At 70.6% G+C, this 16,766-nt stretch carries 17 protein-coding genes; 11 read left to right on the forward strand and 6 right to left on the reverse strand.

What is annotated here, in order from left to right; all coding sequences use genetic code 11:
- Window positions 1–158 precede the first annotated feature (158 nt).
- A complete protein-coding gene (locus AB0M59_RS34630) occupies window positions 159–560 on the forward strand; it encodes a PaaI family thioesterase (protein WP_364623882.1) in 402 nt (133 codons plus the stop codon).
- Between the two features lie 71 nt (window positions 561–631).
- Window positions 632–1,894 carry a peptidase C39 family protein gene (locus AB0M59_RS34635; protein ID WP_364623884.1) on the forward strand — a complete coding sequence of 421 codons (1,263 nt, stop codon included), beginning with the start codon at window positions 632–634 and terminating at the stop codon, window positions 1,892–1,894.
- A 39-nt stretch (window positions 1,895–1,933) separates the two neighbouring features.
- Here the strand turns inward: AB0M59_RS34635 and AB0M59_RS34640 are convergent, their stop codons facing one another.
- Window positions 1,934–2,383: a carboxymuconolactone decarboxylase family protein gene (locus tag AB0M59_RS34640; RefSeq protein ID WP_364623886.1), complete on the reverse strand. Its 450-nt coding sequence runs from the start codon at window positions 2,381–2,383 to the stop codon at window positions 1,934–1,936.
- Between the two features lie 76 nt (window positions 2,384–2,459).
- On the opposite strand from AB0M59_RS34640, the gene AB0M59_RS34645 reads away from it, so the two are divergent.
- The 3 genes from AB0M59_RS34645 (at window position 2,460) to AB0M59_RS34655 (ending at window position 5,298) form a co-directional block, all read left to right on the forward strand.
- Window positions 2,460–3,326: a sigma-70 family RNA polymerase sigma factor gene (locus AB0M59_RS34645; protein ID WP_364623888.1), complete on the forward strand. Its 867-nt coding sequence runs from the start codon at window positions 2,460–2,462 to the stop codon at window positions 3,324–3,326.
- Between the two features lie 254 nt (window positions 3,327–3,580).
- Window positions 3,581–4,678 carry an S-(hydroxymethyl)mycothiol dehydrogenase gene (locus AB0M59_RS34650; RefSeq protein WP_364623890.1) on the forward strand — a complete coding sequence of 366 codons (1,098 nt, stop codon included), beginning with the start codon at window positions 3,581–3,583 and terminating at the stop codon, window positions 4,676–4,678.
- A 65-nt stretch (window positions 4,679–4,743) separates the two neighbouring features.
- Window positions 4,744–5,298 carry a gamma-glutamylcyclotransferase family protein gene (locus AB0M59_RS34655; protein WP_364623892.1) on the forward strand — a complete coding sequence of 185 codons (555 nt, stop codon included), beginning with the start codon at window positions 4,744–4,746 and terminating at the stop codon, window positions 5,296–5,298.
- On the opposite strand, the gene AB0M59_RS34660 is transcribed toward AB0M59_RS34655, so the two are convergent.
- A complete protein-coding gene (locus tag AB0M59_RS34660) occupies window positions 5,276–6,895 on the reverse strand; it encodes an FAD-binding oxidoreductase (protein WP_364623893.1) in 1,620 nt (539 codons plus the stop codon). The genes AB0M59_RS34655 and AB0M59_RS34660 overlap by 23 nt on opposite strands.
- 97 nt (window positions 6,896–6,992) lie before the next feature.
- Here AB0M59_RS34660 and AB0M59_RS34665 point away from each other — a divergent pair, with 97 nt between their 5' ends.
- The 6 genes from AB0M59_RS34665 to AB0M59_RS34690 all read left to right on the forward strand — a co-directional run bounded on the left by AB0M59_RS34665 (window position 6,993) and on the right by AB0M59_RS34690 (window position 12,195).
- Window positions 6,993–7,556 (forward strand): helix-turn-helix domain-containing protein, encoded by a 564-nt coding sequence (locus AB0M59_RS34665; RefSeq protein ID WP_364624090.1) that lies wholly within the window; start codon window positions 6,993–6,995, stop codon window positions 7,554–7,556.
- Window positions 7,553–9,094: a glycerol-3-phosphate dehydrogenase/oxidase gene (locus AB0M59_RS34670; protein WP_364623895.1), complete on the forward strand. Its 1,542-nt coding sequence runs from the start codon at window positions 7,553–7,555 to the stop codon at window positions 9,092–9,094. Before AB0M59_RS34665 ends, AB0M59_RS34670 begins: the two co-directional genes overlap by 4 nt.
- 192 nt (window positions 9,095–9,286) lie before the next feature.
- Window positions 9,287–9,556 (forward strand): helix-turn-helix transcriptional regulator, encoded by a 270-nt coding sequence (locus tag AB0M59_RS34675; RefSeq protein ID WP_364623896.1) that lies wholly within the window; start codon window positions 9,287–9,289, stop codon window positions 9,554–9,556.
- A complete protein-coding gene (locus tag AB0M59_RS34680) occupies window positions 9,553–10,101 on the forward strand; it encodes a hypothetical protein (RefSeq protein ID WP_364623897.1) in 549 nt (182 codons plus the stop codon). The genes AB0M59_RS34675 and AB0M59_RS34680 overlap by 4 nt, the downstream gene beginning before the upstream one ends.
- A complete protein-coding gene (locus tag AB0M59_RS34685; protein ID WP_364623899.1) occupies window positions 10,094–11,008 on the forward strand; it encodes an ATP-binding cassette domain-containing protein in 915 nt (304 codons plus the stop codon). The genes AB0M59_RS34680 and AB0M59_RS34685 overlap by 8 nt, the downstream gene beginning before the upstream one ends.
- A complete protein-coding gene (locus tag AB0M59_RS34690; protein ID WP_364623901.1) occupies window positions 11,005–12,195 on the forward strand; it encodes an ABC transporter permease in 1,191 nt (396 codons plus the stop codon). The genes AB0M59_RS34685 and AB0M59_RS34690 overlap by 4 nt, the downstream gene beginning before the upstream one ends.
- Here the strand turns inward: AB0M59_RS34690 and AB0M59_RS34695 are convergent, their stop codons facing one another.
- From AB0M59_RS34695 to AB0M59_RS34710, 4 genes are all read right to left on the reverse strand, one after another.
- Window positions 12,196–13,542: a deoxyribodipyrimidine photo-lyase gene (locus tag AB0M59_RS34695; RefSeq protein ID WP_364623903.1), complete on the reverse strand. Its 1,347-nt coding sequence runs from the start codon at window positions 13,540–13,542 to the stop codon at window positions 12,196–12,198.
- Between the two features lie 66 nt (window positions 13,543–13,608).
- Entirely contained in the window at window positions 13,609–14,925 is a 1,317-nt protein-coding gene (locus tag AB0M59_RS34700) for a citrate synthase (RefSeq protein ID WP_364623905.1), read from the reverse strand.
- A gap of 198 nt (window positions 14,926–15,123) precedes the next feature.
- Window positions 15,124–16,065, reverse strand: coding sequence for a carbohydrate kinase (locus tag AB0M59_RS34705; RefSeq protein WP_364623907.1), 942 nt, complete (start codon window positions 16,063–16,065; stop codon window positions 15,124–15,126).
- 40 nt (window positions 16,066–16,105) lie between these two features.
- Window positions 16,106–16,687 (reverse strand): TetR/AcrR family transcriptional regulator, encoded by a 582-nt coding sequence (locus AB0M59_RS34710; RefSeq protein ID WP_364623909.1) that lies wholly within the window; start codon window positions 16,685–16,687, stop codon window positions 16,106–16,108.
- Window positions 16,688–16,766 lie beyond the last annotated feature (79 nt).

The raw sequence follows: 16,766 nt of genomic DNA on the forward strand, positions 1-16,766 counted from the left end.
GGGGTGGGGCCCCCCCCCCACCACACCGCCGCGGGGCGGCTCGACCCCCCGCGGGGCTGCGGGTGGTGTTACAGAAACAGTGTTATAACCCTGTTTCTCACTCACGACTACCCCGGAGGTAATCGCCCCGCGGCCGGTCTTCGGGCAGGCTGCGGGGCATGACCGATCCCGAGGGCACGCAGCTCTTCCACCGCACCATGCCGTTCTCCGAGCGCCTCGGCGTCGAGGTGCTGGAGCACGGGCGTGAGCTCGTCCGCAGCCGGCTGAAGTGGGACGAGAGCCTCTGCACGCTCGGCGGCGCGCTGCACGGGGGCGCGCTCATGGCGCTGGCCGACTCGACCGGCGCCGTGTGCGCGTTCCTCAACCTCCCCGAGGGCGCCCAGGGCACGACGACCGTCGAGTCGAAGACGAACTTCCTGCGCGCCGTGCGTTCGGGCTACGCCGTTGCGTCGTCCAGACCACTGCACGCCGGCCGCAAGTTCGTCGTGGTGGAGACGGAGATCCACGACGACGACGGCAAGTTGGTCGCGAAAGTGACACAGACGCAGGCCGTCCTGTAGGTACCTGTTTACATACCTGGCCCGAGCGGCGAAAATCCCTGGCTACTGGGTGGGTCTATCAGGGAGCCGGGATGCGCGTACGCAAGTTGTTCACCTTATTGTCAGTGGTTGTGTTAACAGCTGTAACCGCGCAAGTCGCCGAGGCCGCGCCGGCCCGGCCCCGCGACGACGAGGCGATCGACTACCACGAGTGGAACGGCGGCCGCTTCCACGAAGGCGACTTCGCCGGGCTCGCGCTGACCCACGACGGCCTGCGCATCACGCGCCCGGCCGGCACGGTCGAGCACACCGAGCCGGAGCTCGGCACCACGAAGACGTACGAGTACGGCCAGTGGACGTCTCCGTCGTACCGGGAGGGCTTCGGCGCGACGCAGCTGGTCGCGTCCTGGAACGCCCAGACGCCGGCGAAGACCTGGCTGCAGGTCGAGGCGCAGGGCCGGACGTCGGCCGGCGCCGAAACCGCGTGGTACGTGATGGGCCGCTGGGCCAGCGGCGACGCCGACATCCTGCGCACCAGCGTCGACGGCCAGGACGACGCGAACGCAGCGGTGGACGTCGACACCTTGGTCATGAAGACCGGCGTCACGCTGAAGTCGTACAAGCTGCGGATCAGCCTCTACCGGGAAAAGGGCTCGCACGCGACGCCGTCGGTGACGTCGCTGGGCGCGATGACCTCGGCGGTGCCGGACCGCTTCGACGTGCAGACGACGAAGCCGGGTCGCGCCACCGGGATCGAGCTGAAGGTGCCGGCGTACGCGCAGAACCTCCACAAGGGACAGTTCCCCCAGTACGGCGGGGGCGGCGAAGCCTGGTGCAGCCCGACGTCGACCGAGATGGTGGCCGAGTACTGGGGCAAGAAGCCGTCGGCGGCGGAGATGTCCTGGATCCCGGCGGACTACGTCGACCCGTCGGTGGCGTTCGCGGCGCGCTACACCTACGACCACGCCTACGACGGCACCGGCAACTGGCCGTTCAACACGGCATACGCGGCGTCGCGCGGGCTGCGCGGGCACATCACGCGGCTGCACTCGCTGAACGAGCTGGAGACCTACATCGCCCGCGGCATCCCGGTGATCACGTCGCAGTCGTTCCTGTCCGAGGAGCTCGACGGCGCCGGGTACGGGACGGCCGGGCACATCATGGTGGTCGTCGGCTTCACGAAGGACGGCGACGTGATCGCGAACGACCCGGCGTCGAGCAGCAACGACCGGGTGCGGAACATCTACAAGCGCGACCAGTTCGAGAAGATCTGGCAGCGGACCAAGCGGTACCGCGCCGACGGGACCGTCGCGAGCGGCCCCGGCGGCATCGCGTACATCATCACCCCGGCCTGACCGGGCTCGGCGGGGCGCCGGACGGGTGCCCCGCCGTGCTCACCAGGTCGCTCCGGCCTGCTGCCGCGTCGTGCGGTTGATCCGGTTGAAGAAGTTGGTGAGCGCGATGTTCAGGGTGATCGCCGACAGCTGCGGCTCGTCGAAGTGCTTCGCCGCCGCCTCCCAGATCTCGTCGGTCACCCCGGGCTCGCCGTCCTGGAGGCGGGTCGCGGCCTCCGTCAGCGCGAGCGCCGCCCGCTCCGGCTCCGTGTAGAACGGCGTCTCACGCCACGCGACCACGTTGTGCAGCCGTTCTTCGGTCTCGCCGTGCTTCTTCGCCGACTGGACTCCCCCGTAAACGCAGGGGCTGCAGCCGTTGATCTGGCTGGCCCGCAGGTGGACCAGCTCCAGCACCCGCGGGTCGACGCCGCCGGCCCGCACCGCCTTGATGATCTGCTGGATCGCTCCGAACACCTCGGGATTCCCCGAGTCCTTCAGCCGTGCTTCCATCGGTCCTCCATCGGTTACCTCGGCCCCTCCGGGCCCGTCATCCCCACGACGGAGCGGAACCGAGGAAGGTAACGACATGCCCGACACGTTGACCGAGGCCTTCGAGGCGCAGCGCGACCGGCTGCGCGCGGTGGCCCACCGGGTGCTCGGCTCGCACGCGGACGCCGAGGACGTGGTCCAGGAGGCCTGGCTGCGGCTGTCGCGCCAGGACGCCGAGACCATCCACAACCTCGACGGCTGGCTGACCACGGTGGTCGGCCGGATCAGCCTGGATGTCCTGCGCTCGCGCCGGTCACGTCCGGAAGCGCCGTACGACGAGATCGTCGTGGCGGTGGACGAAAGCCCCGCGCCGGAGGACGACGTCGCGCTCGCGGATTCGATCGGGCTCGCGCTGCTGGTCGTCCTGGAGTCGCTCGGGCCGGGCGAGCGGCTGGCGTTCGTGCTGCACGACCTGTTCGCGGTGCCGTTCGAGGAGATCGGCCGCATCCTCGGCAAGACCCCCGGCGCGTCGAAGATGCTCGCGAGCCGAGCCCGCCGGAAGGTGCGGACGCCTTCGCAGCCACCCGCCGCGGGCCGGGAGCAGCGAGAGGTGGTGGGCGCGTTCCTGCGAGCGGCCCGCGACGGCGACTTCGAGGGATTGCTGCGCGTGCTGGATCCGGAGGTCCGCCTGACGGTCGACACCCCGGACGGCGTGGTGGTGGTGCTGGGCGCGACGAACGTCGCGGCGGGCGCCCGGTTCGGCGCGGCCTCGGGCGGCCGGGCGGTCCTCGTCGGCGGCCTGCCGGGAGTCGTGGCGTGGCGCGAGGACGGCAGCCCGCTGTCGGTGGTGGCGTTCACGGTGGTGGACGGCCGGATCGCCGGGATCGCGGCGGTGGCCGACCCGGCCCGGCTGGCGTCGATGGACCTCCCGGAGCCGCCCGGAACTGTCGGTACCGCCGGGTAGCGTGGAAACCGGGGGCCGGAGGCACGCGCAGCTCACCGGCGGTCGAGCAGCCGAACGTCCTGAATGAGTCATTCAGGACCTCCGAAGACCTGAATGACTCATTCAAGACACCGGGCCCCCGTGCCGCACTCAGTTGCGAATAACGCAACACGTTGCGCATGAATCACCGAACCTCACTCATGCGGATGTCGCCATCTCCGCGTGATCCGTGATTAGCTGCGGGCAGAACCAGCAAAGCCGGAAGGTGGATTCGCATGCCGTACGAGGTCCAGGGGGTCGTTTCGCGGGCGAAGGGCGAGCCCGTCTCGCTGGAGACCGTGCTCGTGCCCGATCCCGGGCCGGGCGAGGCCGTCGTGAACGTGCAGGCCTGCGGGGTCTGCCACACCGACCTGCACTACCGCGAGGGCGGGATCAACGACGACTTCCCGTTCCTGCTCGGCCACGAAGCCGCCGGCGTCGTCGAGGCGGTCGGCGAGGGCGTCACCGATCTCGAGCCCGGCGACTACGTCATCCTCAACTGGCGTGCCGTCTGCGGCACCTGCCGCGCGTGCAAGCGCGGCAAGCCGTGGTACTGCTTCTCGACGTTCAACGCCACCCAGCCGATGACCCTCCAGGACGGCACCAAGCTGTCCCCCGCGCTCGGCGTCGGCGCCTTCCTCGAGAAGACCCTCGTCCACAGCGGACAGTGCACGAAGGTCAACCGCGAGGCCGAACCCGCGGTCGCCGGGCTGCTCGGCTGCGGCGTCATGGCCGGGCTCGGCGCGGCCATCAACACCGGCGCCGTCACCCGGGGCGACTCGGTCGCGGTCATCGGCTGCGGCGGCGTCGGCGACGCGGCCATCGCGGGCGCGAAGCTGGCCGGCGCCACCACGATCGTCGCGATCGACAGGGACGACCGGAAGCTGGAGTGGGCCAAGGACTTCGGCGCCACGCACACCGTCAACAGCACGAACCTCAGCGAAGAAGCCGTCGTCGAGGCCATGCAGGACGCCACGAACTCCTTCGGCCCGGACGTCGTGATCGACGCCGTCGGCCGCCCGGAGACCTGGCGGCAGGCCTTCTACGGACGCGATCTCGCCGGCACGGTTGTGCTCGTCGGCGTCCCGACGCCGGAGATGCGCCTGAACGACCTGCCGCTGATCGACTTCTTCTCGCGCGGCGGCTCGCTCAAGTCGTCGTGGTACGGCGACTGCCTGCCCAGCCGCGACTTCCCCATGCTCGTGGACCTCTACCTGCAGGGCCGGCTGCCGCTCGACAAGTTCGTCACCGAGCGCATCGGCGTCGACGGCGTCGAGCAGGCCTTCGAGCGCATGCACCACGGTGACGTCCTGCGCAGCGTGGTGACCTTCTGACCCTTTTCACCGACGACGAATACCCGGCCGAGCCCTACCCGGGCACCCGGCCGGGTCATTCGTTCGTGCACGTCGACGGTGTCGGGCACCCGCTCGACACCGCGCCCGGCGGCTGGCGCGACCGGATGGCCGTGCTGGCGTACGGCTCGAACGCGAACCCGTCGAAGATCACCTGGCTGCGCGGGCGGCTCGGGCTCGAAGGCCCGGTCGTCGTCGCGCACGCGCGCTGCGCCGGGCTCGCCGCGGTGTGGGCGGCCGGTTTCCGCGTGGTCGACGACCAGCGCCCGGCCACCCTCACCGCGCTCGACGGCGTCGAGGAGCACGCCATCTGGTTCGTGACGCCGGACCAGCTGGCCGTACTCGATCGCTGCGAGGGCCGCGGCACGCGCTACCACCTGGCCCGGCTGACCGAACCCGACATCACGCTCGAAGACGGCACCCGCCTGACCGAGGTCCACACGTACGTCGGCGCCGCGCCGATCCGCTACCCGCTGCTGGTGGACGGCAAGCCGGTGCGCACCACCCACGTCCCGCAGGCCGACGCGGCGAAGCTCGACGGCGTCGCCGCGGACGGCCACGGCGTCCCCTGCGAAGTGCTCAGACCAGCTTCCCCGGGTTGAGGATCCCGGTCGGGTCCACCGCGGACTTCGCCGCGCGCAGCACCTCGACGCCCAGCGACCCGATCTCCGCCTGCAAGTACGGCGCGTGGTCGACGCCGACGGCGTGGTGGTGGGAAATCGTGCCCAGCCCGGTGATCGCCTCGCACGCCGCCGCCTTTGCGCGCTGCCACTGACCGACCGGGTCGGCCTCATCCCGCGCCGTCAGCACCGTGAAGTACAGCGACGCGCCCGTCTCGTACGCGTGCGAAATGTGGCACATCACGATCGACCGGCCCAGCGACGCCGTGAGCGCCGCCCGGACGTCGTCGCGCAGTTCGTCCACAGTGGACCAATAGGCCGCGGTCTCCAGCGTCTCGACGCAGACGCCCTGGTCCATCAGGGCGTCGCGCTGCCGCGGGCCGCCGAACCGGCCGTGCCGCCAGGACTCGCCGAGCGCCTTGCCGACGCGCACGGCGCCCGACGCCTTCAGCCGGCGCGTCGTCTCGCGGCGCCGCACCGCGACGTCGTGGGCCGTGCCTTCCCAGCCGACGATGAGGAAGCACGGCCGCCGCACCCCGCGCGCGGCGAGGTACCGGCGCAGCGCCGTCGTCTTGAGACCGGCGTTCAGCGCCAGGGAGACTTCGGTTTCGTCCCCGTCCGACAGCCGGGTGATGTCGGCGAGCACGTGGTTCTGCGCGAGGTCGCGGACGGCCTCCCGGCCCGCTTCCCAGCTCGGCAGCGCGTAGCCCTCGTACCGCTTGACCGGCGGCGCCGGGCGCACTCGCAGCGAGACCTCGGTGATCACGCCGAGCGTTCCCTCGCTGCCGACCGCGAGCTGGCGCAGGTCCGGCCCGGCGGCCGACGCCGGCGCGACCCCGAGCTTCCACTCGCCGCGCGGGGTGGCCAGCCGCACGCCGGCGACCATGTCTTCGAAGCGTCCGTAGCCCGACGACGCCTGCCCCGCCGAGCGCGTCGCCGCGAAGCCGCCGATCGTGGCCCGCTCGAACGACTGCGGGATGTGCCCGAGCGTCAGGCCGTGCTCGCCGAGGAGGCGCTCGGCCTCGGGACCGCGGACGCCGGCCTGCAGGACGGCGAGGCGCGACTCGGCGTCGACCGACACCAGCGCGTCGAGCCGGACGAGGTCGAGCGCGATCACCGACGCCTTCTCGCCGCGCAGCGCCGCGACCCCGCCGACGACCGAGGTGCCGCCGCCGAAGGGCACGACGCCGACGTCGTGGCGGACGCACGCGTCAAGTACCGCTTGGACCTCGTCCGGGTCGGCGGGCAGCACGACCGCGTCGGGCACCGGGAAGTCCACTGAGGGCGAACGGCGGCGCAGCAAGTCGAGGTAGGACAGTCCGGTCGCGCGCGCCAACCGGGCCGCGGCGTCGACCAGCACGTTCTCCGCGCCCACGACGTGCGACAGCGCTTTGACAGCAGATTCGTCCAGTTTCGGTGACGGTATTTCCACCGGCAAATCGCCCGCTGGGGCAGCACCGGGAGCCGTCTGGCCTATACGCTGTTCAAGCCACTTGGCCGCCCGCGCGGGCAGCCGGGCGGCGTCGGCGGCTTCCGGGGTCCAGGACCGTCGAAGGCGGTGGTCAATGAGCGCGTTCACCGATACAGTGTGACACATGGACGTGAAACGTCACACTATGGAGACCGCGGGATCCTCCGCGCTCGCGGACACCCGCAACCGCCAGACGGCGACCCGAGTGGCCGATGACGTGCTGCTCGACGCCGCGCGCTCGTGCGTGCTGGCCGTCGGTGTGCGCCGCACCACACTCGCCGAAATCGCCCGCACCGCACGCGTCAGCCGGATGACGGTCTACCGCCGCTTCCCCGACGTCCGCAGCGTGCTCGCCGCGTTGATGACCCGCGAATTCAGCGGGCTGCTGCGCACGGCGAGCGAATGCGGCGCCGAGGCCGCGAACAGCCGCGAGCGGCTCGTGCTCATCGCGTCGGCCGGCGTCCGCGCGCTGGCGGCCGACCCGCTGTTCCGCACGCTGCTCGACGTCGACCCCGAGCTGGTCCTCCCGTACATCGTGGAGCGGCTGGGCGCGACGCAGAAGTTCGCCGAGCAGGCGCTGCACCAGCTGCTGGAGGCCGGCCACCAGGACGGGTCGATCCGGCGCGCGCCGGTCGCGGCGCAGTCCCGGTCGGTGCTGCTGGTGGTCCAGTCGTTCGCGTTCTCGCTGCGACCGGCCACGGCGGACGTCGGCGAGGCGGCGCTGCTGGCGGAGTTCACGCACGTGCTCGACGCGGCGCTGAAGCCATGACGTCCGGCTCGCTCAACGCGCGGCGCCGCGAACGCGAACTCGCGGAGCTGGCGGCGGGCGAGCGCGTCGACGTCGTCGTGGTCGGCGGCGGCGTCACCGGCACGGGCATCGCCCTGGACGCGGCTTCGCGCGGGTTGTCGGTGGCGCTCGTCGAGGCGCACGACCTGGCGTTCGGGACGTCCCGCTGGTCGTCGAAGCTCGTGCACGGCGGCCTGCGGTACCTGGCGCACGGCGAGTTCGGCCTGGCGCACGAGAGTGCGGTCGAGCGCGGCATCCTGATGACGCGCACGGCACCGCACCTCACCCGGGCGATGCCGCAGCTGTTCCCGTTGTACCCCAGCACATCCCGCGCCCAGCAGGCGCTCGTGGCGGCCGGCTTGCGGGCCGGCGACGGCCTCCGCCGGGCGGCGCGCACCCCGTCGTCAGTCCTGCCGCGGCCACGCTCGATCCCGGTCGCGGAGGCGTTGGCCCTGGCTCCCGGGCTCTCGCCGGTCGGCTTGCGCGGCGCCTTGCTGGCTTACGACGGCGCTTTGGTGGACGACGCGCGTCTGGTGGTTTCCCTGGCGCGGACGGCGGCGTCGTTCGGCGCCCGGATCTTGACGCGCCTCTCGGCCACGTCGCTCTCGGCGGATCGGGTCGCGGCCGTCGACGGCGTTTCGGGCGACTCGCTGGAGATCCACGCGCGCCAGGTGATCAACGCGACGGGTGTGTGGGCGGGGACGCTGACCGGCGCGGTCCGGCTCCGGCCGTCGCTGGGTTCGCACCTGGTGCTCGCGCCGGGGACCGTGCCGATGGGCACGACGTCGGTGAACATCGGGGTGCCGGGCGAGACGAACCGGTTCGTGTTCCTGCTCCCCCAGCCGGACGGCCGGGTCTACTTGGGACTCACGGACGAGCCGATCTCGGGCTCGATCCCGGATGTCCCAGTGGTTCCGGAGTCCGATGTGGACTTCCTGCTGTCGCTGGCCTCCTCGGTACTGGCCCGGCCGTTGACCCGGGCCGACGTGGCCGGGTCGTTCGCCGGCCTGCGCCCGCTGGTCGAGGGGACGGGCGGACGATCGGCGGACCTGTCCCGCAAGCACGCGGTCCTGGTGGGCTCCGACGGGCTGCTGACGGTGGTCGGCGGGAAGCTGACCACGTACCGCCGGATGGCGGAGGACGCGGTCGACTCGGCGGTTCGCCTGGCCGGTCTGAGCACTTCGCCTTGCCGGACGGCACGGTTGCCGTTGCTGGGGGCGGCTTCGCGGCCGCACCTGTCCCTTGTGGACGCTTCGCCGCGGCTGGTGGCGCGCTACGGCACGGAGGCACCGCGGGTGGCGGCATTGGGCGAGCTGGACGCGGAGTTCGCGGCCCCGGTGGCCCCGGGCTCGGACATCACGGCGGCCGAGGTCGTGTGGGCGGTCCGCAACGAGGGGGCGCTGGACGTGGCGGACGTGCTGGAGCGCCGGACGCGGCTGGCGTTGATCCCGGCGGACGCTGACGCTGCGCAGGCGCGGGTGGCGGAGCTTGTCGACAAGTCCCTCGCCGGGCTCGCTTGACTCGGGGCCGCCAGACGGACCCCCGCCCTTCCCTGGGGGCGTGCCCACGTCCAGTGTATCGGCGCCCACCGACAACAACCTCGTTCCAGCGGCCGGAGACCAGACCTGTCCACATCACGCCCGCCCTGTGCACAACCGGCCTTGATGTTCACTTAACTTGACGACCCGTTGCGTTTTTGCAACAGTAACCCCATGAGTCCGGTCAGACGCGGCAAAGAGCTGCCGATCTACAACCGGCTCCCCGTGCTCCGAGCCGAGCGCGGGCTGAGCAGGGCCGCTCTCGCGAGCGCCGTCGAGGTCAATCCGCAGACCATCGGCGCTCTCGAGCGGGGCGATCACTATCCGAGCCTGGACCTGGCCTTCCGGATCTGCGCGGTCTTCGACCTGCCGGTCGAAGCGGTGTTCAGCCGCGCGCCGTTCACGCCACTGTCCACTCAGGTCTACCGCGAGGGGGGAGCATGACCGAGCAACCGGGCCGGCTCGCGGCCTACTGGGAACACCAGCTCGACAAGCTGGACGACTGGGAAGAGCACAAGTCGCGCCGGCTGCCCGGCTGGCGTGACCGGAAGCACCGGCGCGCGCTGACCGCCGTGTTGAGCGCCGCCGATCTGGTGCTGGTCGGCACCGCCGCCGTCTTCACCAAGATCGACGACGGGCTCTTCTTCGGGCTGTGGGGCGCCGGCATCGTCGCCGGCGGGGTCGCGTTCTTCCTCCTGCGGATCCTCACCGGCCGGATGTGCGGTGGCTTCTCGCGGCTGCTCGACGAACGCGAACGCGAGTGGCGCCACCGCGTCACCTACATCGGTTACCAGGCGCTCAGCTACCTGATGGTGGCCTCGCTGATCTACCTCGTGGTCGTCTCGGACACCGCCGACGGCGGGTTCCGCGGCGCGCTGATGATGTCCGCGCTCCTGGTCACCGGCACGACCATCCCCACCGTCGTGCTGGGCTGGTCGCTGCCGGACGACGACCCCGAAGACTTCGAAGAGGGGATGGGGAATGACTGAGGGGACCCTGGAGATCGACGGGATCTCCAAGCGCTACGGCACGAAGGTCGCGCTGGACGGCGTCACGTTCGACGTCCGCGGCGGGGAGCTGTTCGGCTTCGTCGGCAGCAACGGCGCCGGCAAGACCACGACCATGCGGATCGCGCTGGGGGTGCTCGCCGCCGACGCCGGCGAGGTCCGGTTCCGCGGCGAAAAGATCACGCACGAAGCGCGCACCCACATCGGCTACATGCCCGAGGAACGCGGGCTCTACCCGAAGATGAAGGTCCTCGAGCAGCTGATCTACCTCGCCGAGCTGCACGGCCTCAGCGCGAACGAGGCCCACCGCAACGCCGAGAACTGGATCGGCAGGCTCGGCCTGGCCGAGCGCCGCAAGGACGAGGTGCAGAAGCTGAGCCTCGGCAACCAGCAGCGCGTCCAGCTGGCCGCCGCGCTCGTGCACGACCCGGCCGTGCTGGTGCTCGACGAGCCGTTCTCCGGCCTCGACCCGCTGGCCGTCGACGTCATGAGCGGCGTGCTGCGCGAGAAGGCCGCGGCCGGGGTGCCGGTCGTGTTCTCCAGCCACCAGCTCGACCTCGTCGAGCGGCTGTGCGACCGCGTCGGGATCATCCGCGACGGGCGGATGGTCGCCGTCGGCACCGTCGCCGAGCTGACCGCCGGCGCGAGCAGCAAGCTCGTCGTCACCGCGCCGTCCGCGCCCGAAGGCTGGGCCGCGGGCCTGCCCGGCGTGCGCATTTTGGAGAACCACGGCACCACCACCGTGCTCGACCTCGACCCGAGCGCCGACGACCAGGCCGTGCTCGCCGCGGCACTGGCCACCGGGCCGGTCACCGAATTCAGCCGCCGTCACCGGTCGCTGACCGAACTGTTCCGCGACGCGGTCTCAGAAGAGGGGGTCCCGCGATGAGGAAGCTGAGCGGCCGGCGGGCCGTCTGGCTCGTCATGAAGCGCGAGCTGAACACCCGGCTGCGCACACGTTCGTTCGTCGTCGGCACCGTCGTGATGCTGGTGCTGCTACTGGGGTACGTCGGCTTCCAGACGTCGCTGGCGGGGTCGGCGGACAAGAGCACGGTCGGGCTCACCGGCCAGGCGACCGGGATCGCGCGGCAGCTGCAGGTCGAAGCCGCGCAGTCCGGCCGGCAGATCTCGACGGTCACCATCACCGACCCGGCCGAGGGCCGCCAGAAGGTCGAAGACGGCGACCTCGACGCGCTCGTCTCGGGCAGCGCGGCGAAGCTGACCGCCACCTACAAGTCCTCTTTGGACAGTCAACTGCGCAAGGTGCTCGACCAGGTCGCGCAGCAGCAGGTGCTCGACGGCGTGCTGTCGTCCGCCCAGCTCGAGCCGGCCGACGTGATGGCCCAGGTCGACGGCACCCACGTGCAGGACGACCCGATCTCGCCGGAGCCCGCGGACCAAACGCAACGGCTCGTCGTGGGGTTGATCGTCGCGTTCCTCCTCTACATCAGCATCATCACCTACGGGATGATGGTCGCCCAGGGCGTCGTCGAGGAGAAGTCGAGCCGGGTCGTGGAGATCCTGCTCGCCAGCGTGCGGCCGTGGCAGCTGTTGCTGGGCAAGGTGATCGGGCTCGGCCTGGTCGGGCTGACGCAGCTGGTGATCCTGGCCGCGGCCGGCCTGGTCGCGGCGTCGGTGACCGGGGTGTTCACACTGTCCGGCTTCGCCACCGGCGCGATGCTGTGGGGCCTGCTCTGGTACCTGCTCGGATTCCTGTTGTACGCCACGATCTACGGCGCGCTGGGGTCGCTGGTGTCGCGGCAGGAGGACACGCAGTCGGTGGTCGGGCCGCTCAACATCGTGCTGATCGTCGGGTTCGTCACCGGGTTCAACCTGCTGCTGCAGGACCCGTCCGGTACGGCGACGAAGGCCATCTCGCTGGTCCCGTTGTTCTCGCCGATCCTGATGCCGGCCCGCATCGCGACCGGCGCGGCGGCGGGCTGGGAGATCGCGCTGTCGCTCGGGCTGACGGCCGCGCTCGTCGCGCTGCTCACCTGGCTGGGCGGCAAGATCTACGGCAACAGCGTGCTGCGCATCGGCAGCCGCATCAAGCTGTCGGAGGCGCTGCGCGGCTGATCACGACGTGATCTTGCCGTACCGCTCCAAGGAAACCTGGCGCTCGTGGGCGTGGTCGACCATGGGCTCCGGGTAGTCCTTGGGGCGCTCCTTCAGCTTGTGGACGGCCTTCCCCGCGACCGGCCGCAGCTCCGGGACGTACTTGCGGACGTAGTCGCCGTTCGGGTCGAACTTCTCCCCCTGCGTGGTCGGGTTGAAGATCCGGAAGTACGGCGCCGCGTCGGTGCCGGAGCCGGCGACCCACTGCCAGTTCAGCTGGTTCGACGCGAGGTCACCGTCCACGAGGTGCTTCATGAAGTGCCGCGCGCCGACCCACCACGGCAGGTGCAGGTCCTTCACCAGGAAGCTCGCGACGACCATCCGGACGCGGTTGTGGATCCAGCCCTCGGCCAGCAGCTGCCGCATCCCGGCGTCGACGATCGGGTAGCCCGTCTTGCCCGCGCACCACCGCTCGAAGGCCTCGCGGTCGTCGTCGTGCATCATCGCGTCGAACCGCTTGTCGTAGTTCTTGCGCGCGGTTTCCGGGCGGTGCCACAGGACATCGGCGTGGAACTCGCGCCAGCAGAACTCGCTGCGCAGCGACTTCGCGCCGACGCGGTCGTCACCCTCCAGGTCGGCCAGCAGCGTCCGCGGGTGGACGCAGCCCCAGCGCAGGTACGGCGAAAGCCGTGTCGTGCCTTCGCGGTCCGGCCGGTCGCGGTCTTCGTCGTAGGTCTCGATGCCGTCGTCGAGGAACTCGTGCCAGACGTCCAACGCGGCCTGCTCACCCGGCTCCGGCAGCGTCGCGGAAACCTCGGGCGGCTTCGGGATCTTCAGCGAGCGCGGCGGTTTGACCCAGTCCACAAGGGACGGTCCGGTGTCGGCGGGAGAGTGCCAGCCGTGCGCGGTCCAGGCCCGGTAGAACGGCGTGAACACGCGGTAGGGATCGCCGTCCGGCTTGGTGACACGCCCCGGTGTCACGGCGTACGACGAGCCCGTCTCGACCCAGTCGATGTTGTTCTCCGCCAACGCTTTCGCGACTTCGGCGTCCCGGCGGCGGCCATACGGGCCGGTGTCCGCGCTGACGTGCACCGCCGCGGCACCGATCGTCTTCGCGGCCTTGACGACCTCGGCCGCCGGTTCGCCGCGCACCAGCATCAGCCGGCCGCCGAGCTGCTCGTTCAGCTTCTCCAGGCACCCGTAGAGAAACGCCTCTCGCGGCGCGCCACCCGGCTTCAGCAGCGCCTCGTCGAGCACGTACAGCGCGAGGACGTGCTTACTGTGCTCCGACGCTTCCAGCAGGGCGGCGTGGTCACCCAGCCGCAGGTCGCGGCGGAACCACAGGACGACGGGTGCTTCTTTGGTCACGCGGCCCAACGATAAGCGCCCCGCCGTGCGGATGCACGACGGGGCGCTTACTTCACGCTATGAGGGTCAGCGCTCCGACATCGGGGTGTAGTCCCGCGACGCGTGGCCGGTGTAGATCTGCCGCGGACGGCCGATCTTGGTGGCCGGGTCGTTGATCATCTCGCGCCAGTGCGCGATCCAGCCCGGGAGCCGGCCGAGCGCGAACAGCACCGTGAAGAACTTCGTCGGGAAGCCCAGCGCCCGGTAGATCAGGCCGGTGTAGAAGTCCACGTTCGGGTACAGCTTGCGCGAAACGAAGTAGTCGTCGGAAAGCGCGACCTCTTCGAGCTTCTTGGCGATGTCGAGCAGCTGGTCGCCGCCCTTCAGCTTGCCGAGGATCTCGTCGGCGGTGTTCTTGATGATCTTCGCGCGCGGGTCGTAGTTCTTGTAGACCCGGTGCCCGAAGCCCATCAGCTTCACGCCCTTTTCCTTGTTCTTCACCCGCTCGACGAACTTGGCGACGTCGCCGCCGTCGTTCTTGATGCCCTCGAGCATGTCGAGCACCGCGGCGTTCGCGCCGCCGTGCAGCGGGCCGAACAGCGCGTTGATGCCGGCCGAAATCGAGGCGAACAGGTTCGCCTCGGACGAGCCGACCAGGCGCACGGTCGAGGTCGAGCAGTTCTGCTCGTGGTCGGCGTGCAGGATGAAGAGCAGGTCGAGCGCCTTCGCGACGTCCGGGTCGACCTCGTACGGCTCGGCCGGGAAGCCGAACGTCATCCGCAGGAAGTTCTCGACCAGGCCGAGCGAGTTGTCCGGGTACAGCAGCGGCTGGCCGACGGACTTCTTGTACGCGTACGCGGCCAGGGTCGGGACCTTGGCGAGCAGGCGGATCGTGGACAGCTCCACGTTCGGCTCGTCGAACGGGTCGAGCGAGTCCTGGTAGAAGGTCGACAACGCCGACACCGCGCTGGACAGGACCGGCATCGGGTGCGCGTCGCGCGGGAAGCCGCTGAAGAACGCCTTCAGGTCCTCGTGCAGCAGCGTGTGCCGCTGGATCTTCTCGGTGAAGTCGGCCAGCTGGGCTTCGGTCGGCAGTTCGCCGTAGATCAGCAGGTAGGAGACCTCGACGAAGGTCGACTTCTCGGCCAGCTGCTCGATCGGGTAACCGCGGTAGCGGAGGATCCCGGCGTCACCGTCGATGTAGGCGATGGCGGACGACGCGGCGCCGGTGTTGACGAAACCGGGGTCGTAGGTGATGTACCCCGTCTGCGCCAGCAGCTTCCCCAGTTCGATCCCGGGCGCGCCCTCGACCGGGTGGACGATCTTGAACTCGTGCTCGCCACTCGGCAGGGTCAGCTTCGCGGTTTCGCCGCCGGACTGCCCCGCAGTCGTCGCGTCGGACATACAAGTCCCTCTCACGTTCGGCACGGGGACGGCGGCGCCTGCGGGTTCCACAGGTAGCCACGTGTTCACGCGAGGAAACACTGGCGCCTCGCTGCACACCGCCCCGCTGGGGTATGAAGAATGCCTCTCTACGCTAGTCGAGGAACGTGGGTTCGCGCAGCGGTGGCGTTGCTCCCGGGGGCCCCTTTGGGACCAGGTTCACACGGCGGACGCCATATCGGCGGACGTGGGCGGCTCGGCTCCGCTCCGCGAAACGGTGATTGACGCCGCCTTCGCCGCGAATTCCAGCGCTTCGCGCCACGCTCCCGCGTCGAGAGAGGCCAGGTCGGTGACCTCGCGGGTGTGCAGCCAGGCCAGCAGGGCGCCCTGGACGGTGTCGCCGGCGCCGATGGTGTCCACCACGGTGACCTTCCGCGACGGTACGTGGGCCAGCTCACCTGCGGCGGTGATCACCGCGACGCCGTCGGCGCCCCGGGTGAGCACCACGGCGTCCACACCGGACTCGATCCACGTCTTCGCGGCGGCGACCGGGTCGGCGCCAGCGGTGAGCCACGCGGCGTCGTCGTCGGAGATCTTGAGCAGCCGGACGTCGGGCAGCCAGGAGGTGAACCGGGCGCGGTAGGCGGCCGGGTCGGTGATCAGCGCCTCGCGGATGTTGGGGTCGAGGACGGTCAGCACGCCGCGCGCCGCCTCGCGCCGCAGCATCGCTTCGTACGCCGACGCGCCGGGCTCCAGGACCATCCCGAGGGTGCCGAGTGAGAGCGCGGTCACGTTCTCCGGCAGCGGTCCCGGGTCCGCGACGAGCCGGTCGGCCGTGCCTTCGACGTAGAACGTGTAGCGTGCGGCGCCCTTCGCGTCGAGGGCGACGACGGCGAGCGTCGTCGGCTCGTCGCCGCGCTGCAGCAGGGACGTCTCGACGTCCGAAGCGTGCAGGCGCTCGACCATCGCGTCGCCGAAGCGGTCGGTGGACACGCGCGAGAGGAAGGCCGTCGGCACGCCGAGGCGGCCGGCCGACAGCGCGACGTTGTAGGGCCCGCCACCGAGCCGCGGCAGCAGCGCGCGCAACCCACCGTCCACAGTGGAATCCAGGGGGTCGCCGGGAACCAGGTCGACCAGAGCTTCTCCGCCTACGACGATCACGCGGGGAGTTTATCCAGGATGGCCTGACAATTCCTGTCCGCTATTTGTTCAGCCCACCGAGGAGCAGTTCGCCCAGGGCGGTGAACGCTTCGGCGTCGGAAACGTCGATCCGCTGACCGAGCACGCCGGTCTGGATGCCTTCGACGATCAGCCCGGTCATCTCGGCCACGAGCCGGGCGTGGACGTCGCGGAAGACGCCGTCGGCGACGCCCTTGTCGATGAACTGGCGGAGCCGCTGGGCGGCGAACCGGCTGTTGACCTGGTAGGCCTCGCGGGCCGGGCCGAACTCGGCGAGGTCGCGCATGAACGACGGCGACGCCCGGTTCAGGTTCTCGGCGACGCCGGCCAGGTATTCCCCGATGAGCTTGCGGGCGTCGTCGATCCCGGCGATCCGCTCCTCGATCCGCTCGCCGGCGCCCCGGAAGAAGTGGGTGACGACCTTGAAGGCGAGCTGCTCCTTGCTCGGCGCGAGCGCGTAGAGCGTCGACTTCGAGCAGCGCAGGCGGCCGGCGAGGTCGTCGAGGGTGAAGCCGGCGAAGCCCTCCGCGAGGAAGAGCGCCTCGAGGTCGCCGAGCAGGGCGCGCTGGCGCGCGGTCGGCTTCCGGCGGGGTTCGGGGGGCATCGGCTCACTATCTCCTACGTCTTCCGGCCACCCCAGGCCTGTCGTACTGTACTCTAAGCGGGCCCACAGTACTGTTTTC

This window comes from Amycolatopsis sp. NPDC051371, from assembly GCF_040682155.1.
Classification (GTDB): domain Bacteria; phylum Actinomycetota; class Actinomycetes; order Mycobacteriales; family Pseudonocardiaceae; genus Amycolatopsis.

Coding starts and splice junctions, on each gene's coding strand:
- AB0M59_RS34635 (WP_364623884.1), top strand. CDS start 632: ATGCGCGTACGCAAGTTGTTCACCTTATTGTCAGTGGTTGTGTTAACA.
- AB0M59_RS34650 (WP_364623890.1), top strand. CDS start 3,581: ATGCCGTACGAGGTCCAGGGGGTCGTTTCGCGGGCGAAGGGCGAGCCC.
- AB0M59_RS34690 (WP_364623901.1), top strand. CDS start 11,005: ATGAGGAAGCTGAGCGGCCGGCGGGCCGTCTGGCTCGTCATGAAGCGC.
- AB0M59_RS34645 (WP_364623888.1), top strand. CDS start 2,460: ATGCCCGACACGTTGACCGAGGCCTTCGAGGCGCAGCGCGACCGGCTG.
- AB0M59_RS34685 (WP_364623899.1), top strand. CDS start 10,094: ATGACTGAGGGGACCCTGGAGATCGACGGGATCTCCAAGCGCTACGGC.
- AB0M59_RS34700 (WP_364623905.1), bottom strand. CDS start 14,925: ATGTCCGACGCGACGACTGCGGGGCAGTCCGGCGGCGAAACCGCGAAG.
- AB0M59_RS34630 (WP_364623882.1), top strand. CDS start 159: ATGACCGATCCCGAGGGCACGCAGCTCTTCCACCGCACCATGCCGTTC.
- AB0M59_RS34675 (WP_364623896.1), top strand. CDS start 9,287: ATGAGTCCGGTCAGACGCGGCAAAGAGCTGCCGATCTACAACCGGCTC.
- AB0M59_RS34680 (WP_364623897.1), top strand. CDS start 9,553: ATGACCGAGCAACCGGGCCGGCTCGCGGCCTACTGGGAACACCAGCTC.
- AB0M59_RS34670 (WP_364623895.1), top strand. CDS start 7,553: ATGACGTCCGGCTCGCTCAACGCGCGGCGCCGCGAACGCGAACTCGCG.
- AB0M59_RS34640 (WP_364623886.1), bottom strand. CDS start 2,383: ATGGAAGCACGGCTGAAGGACTCGGGGAATCCCGAGGTGTTCGGAGCG.
- AB0M59_RS34710 (WP_364623909.1), bottom strand. CDS start 16,687: ATGCCCCCCGAACCCCGCCGGAAGCCGACCGCGCGCCAGCGCGCCCTG.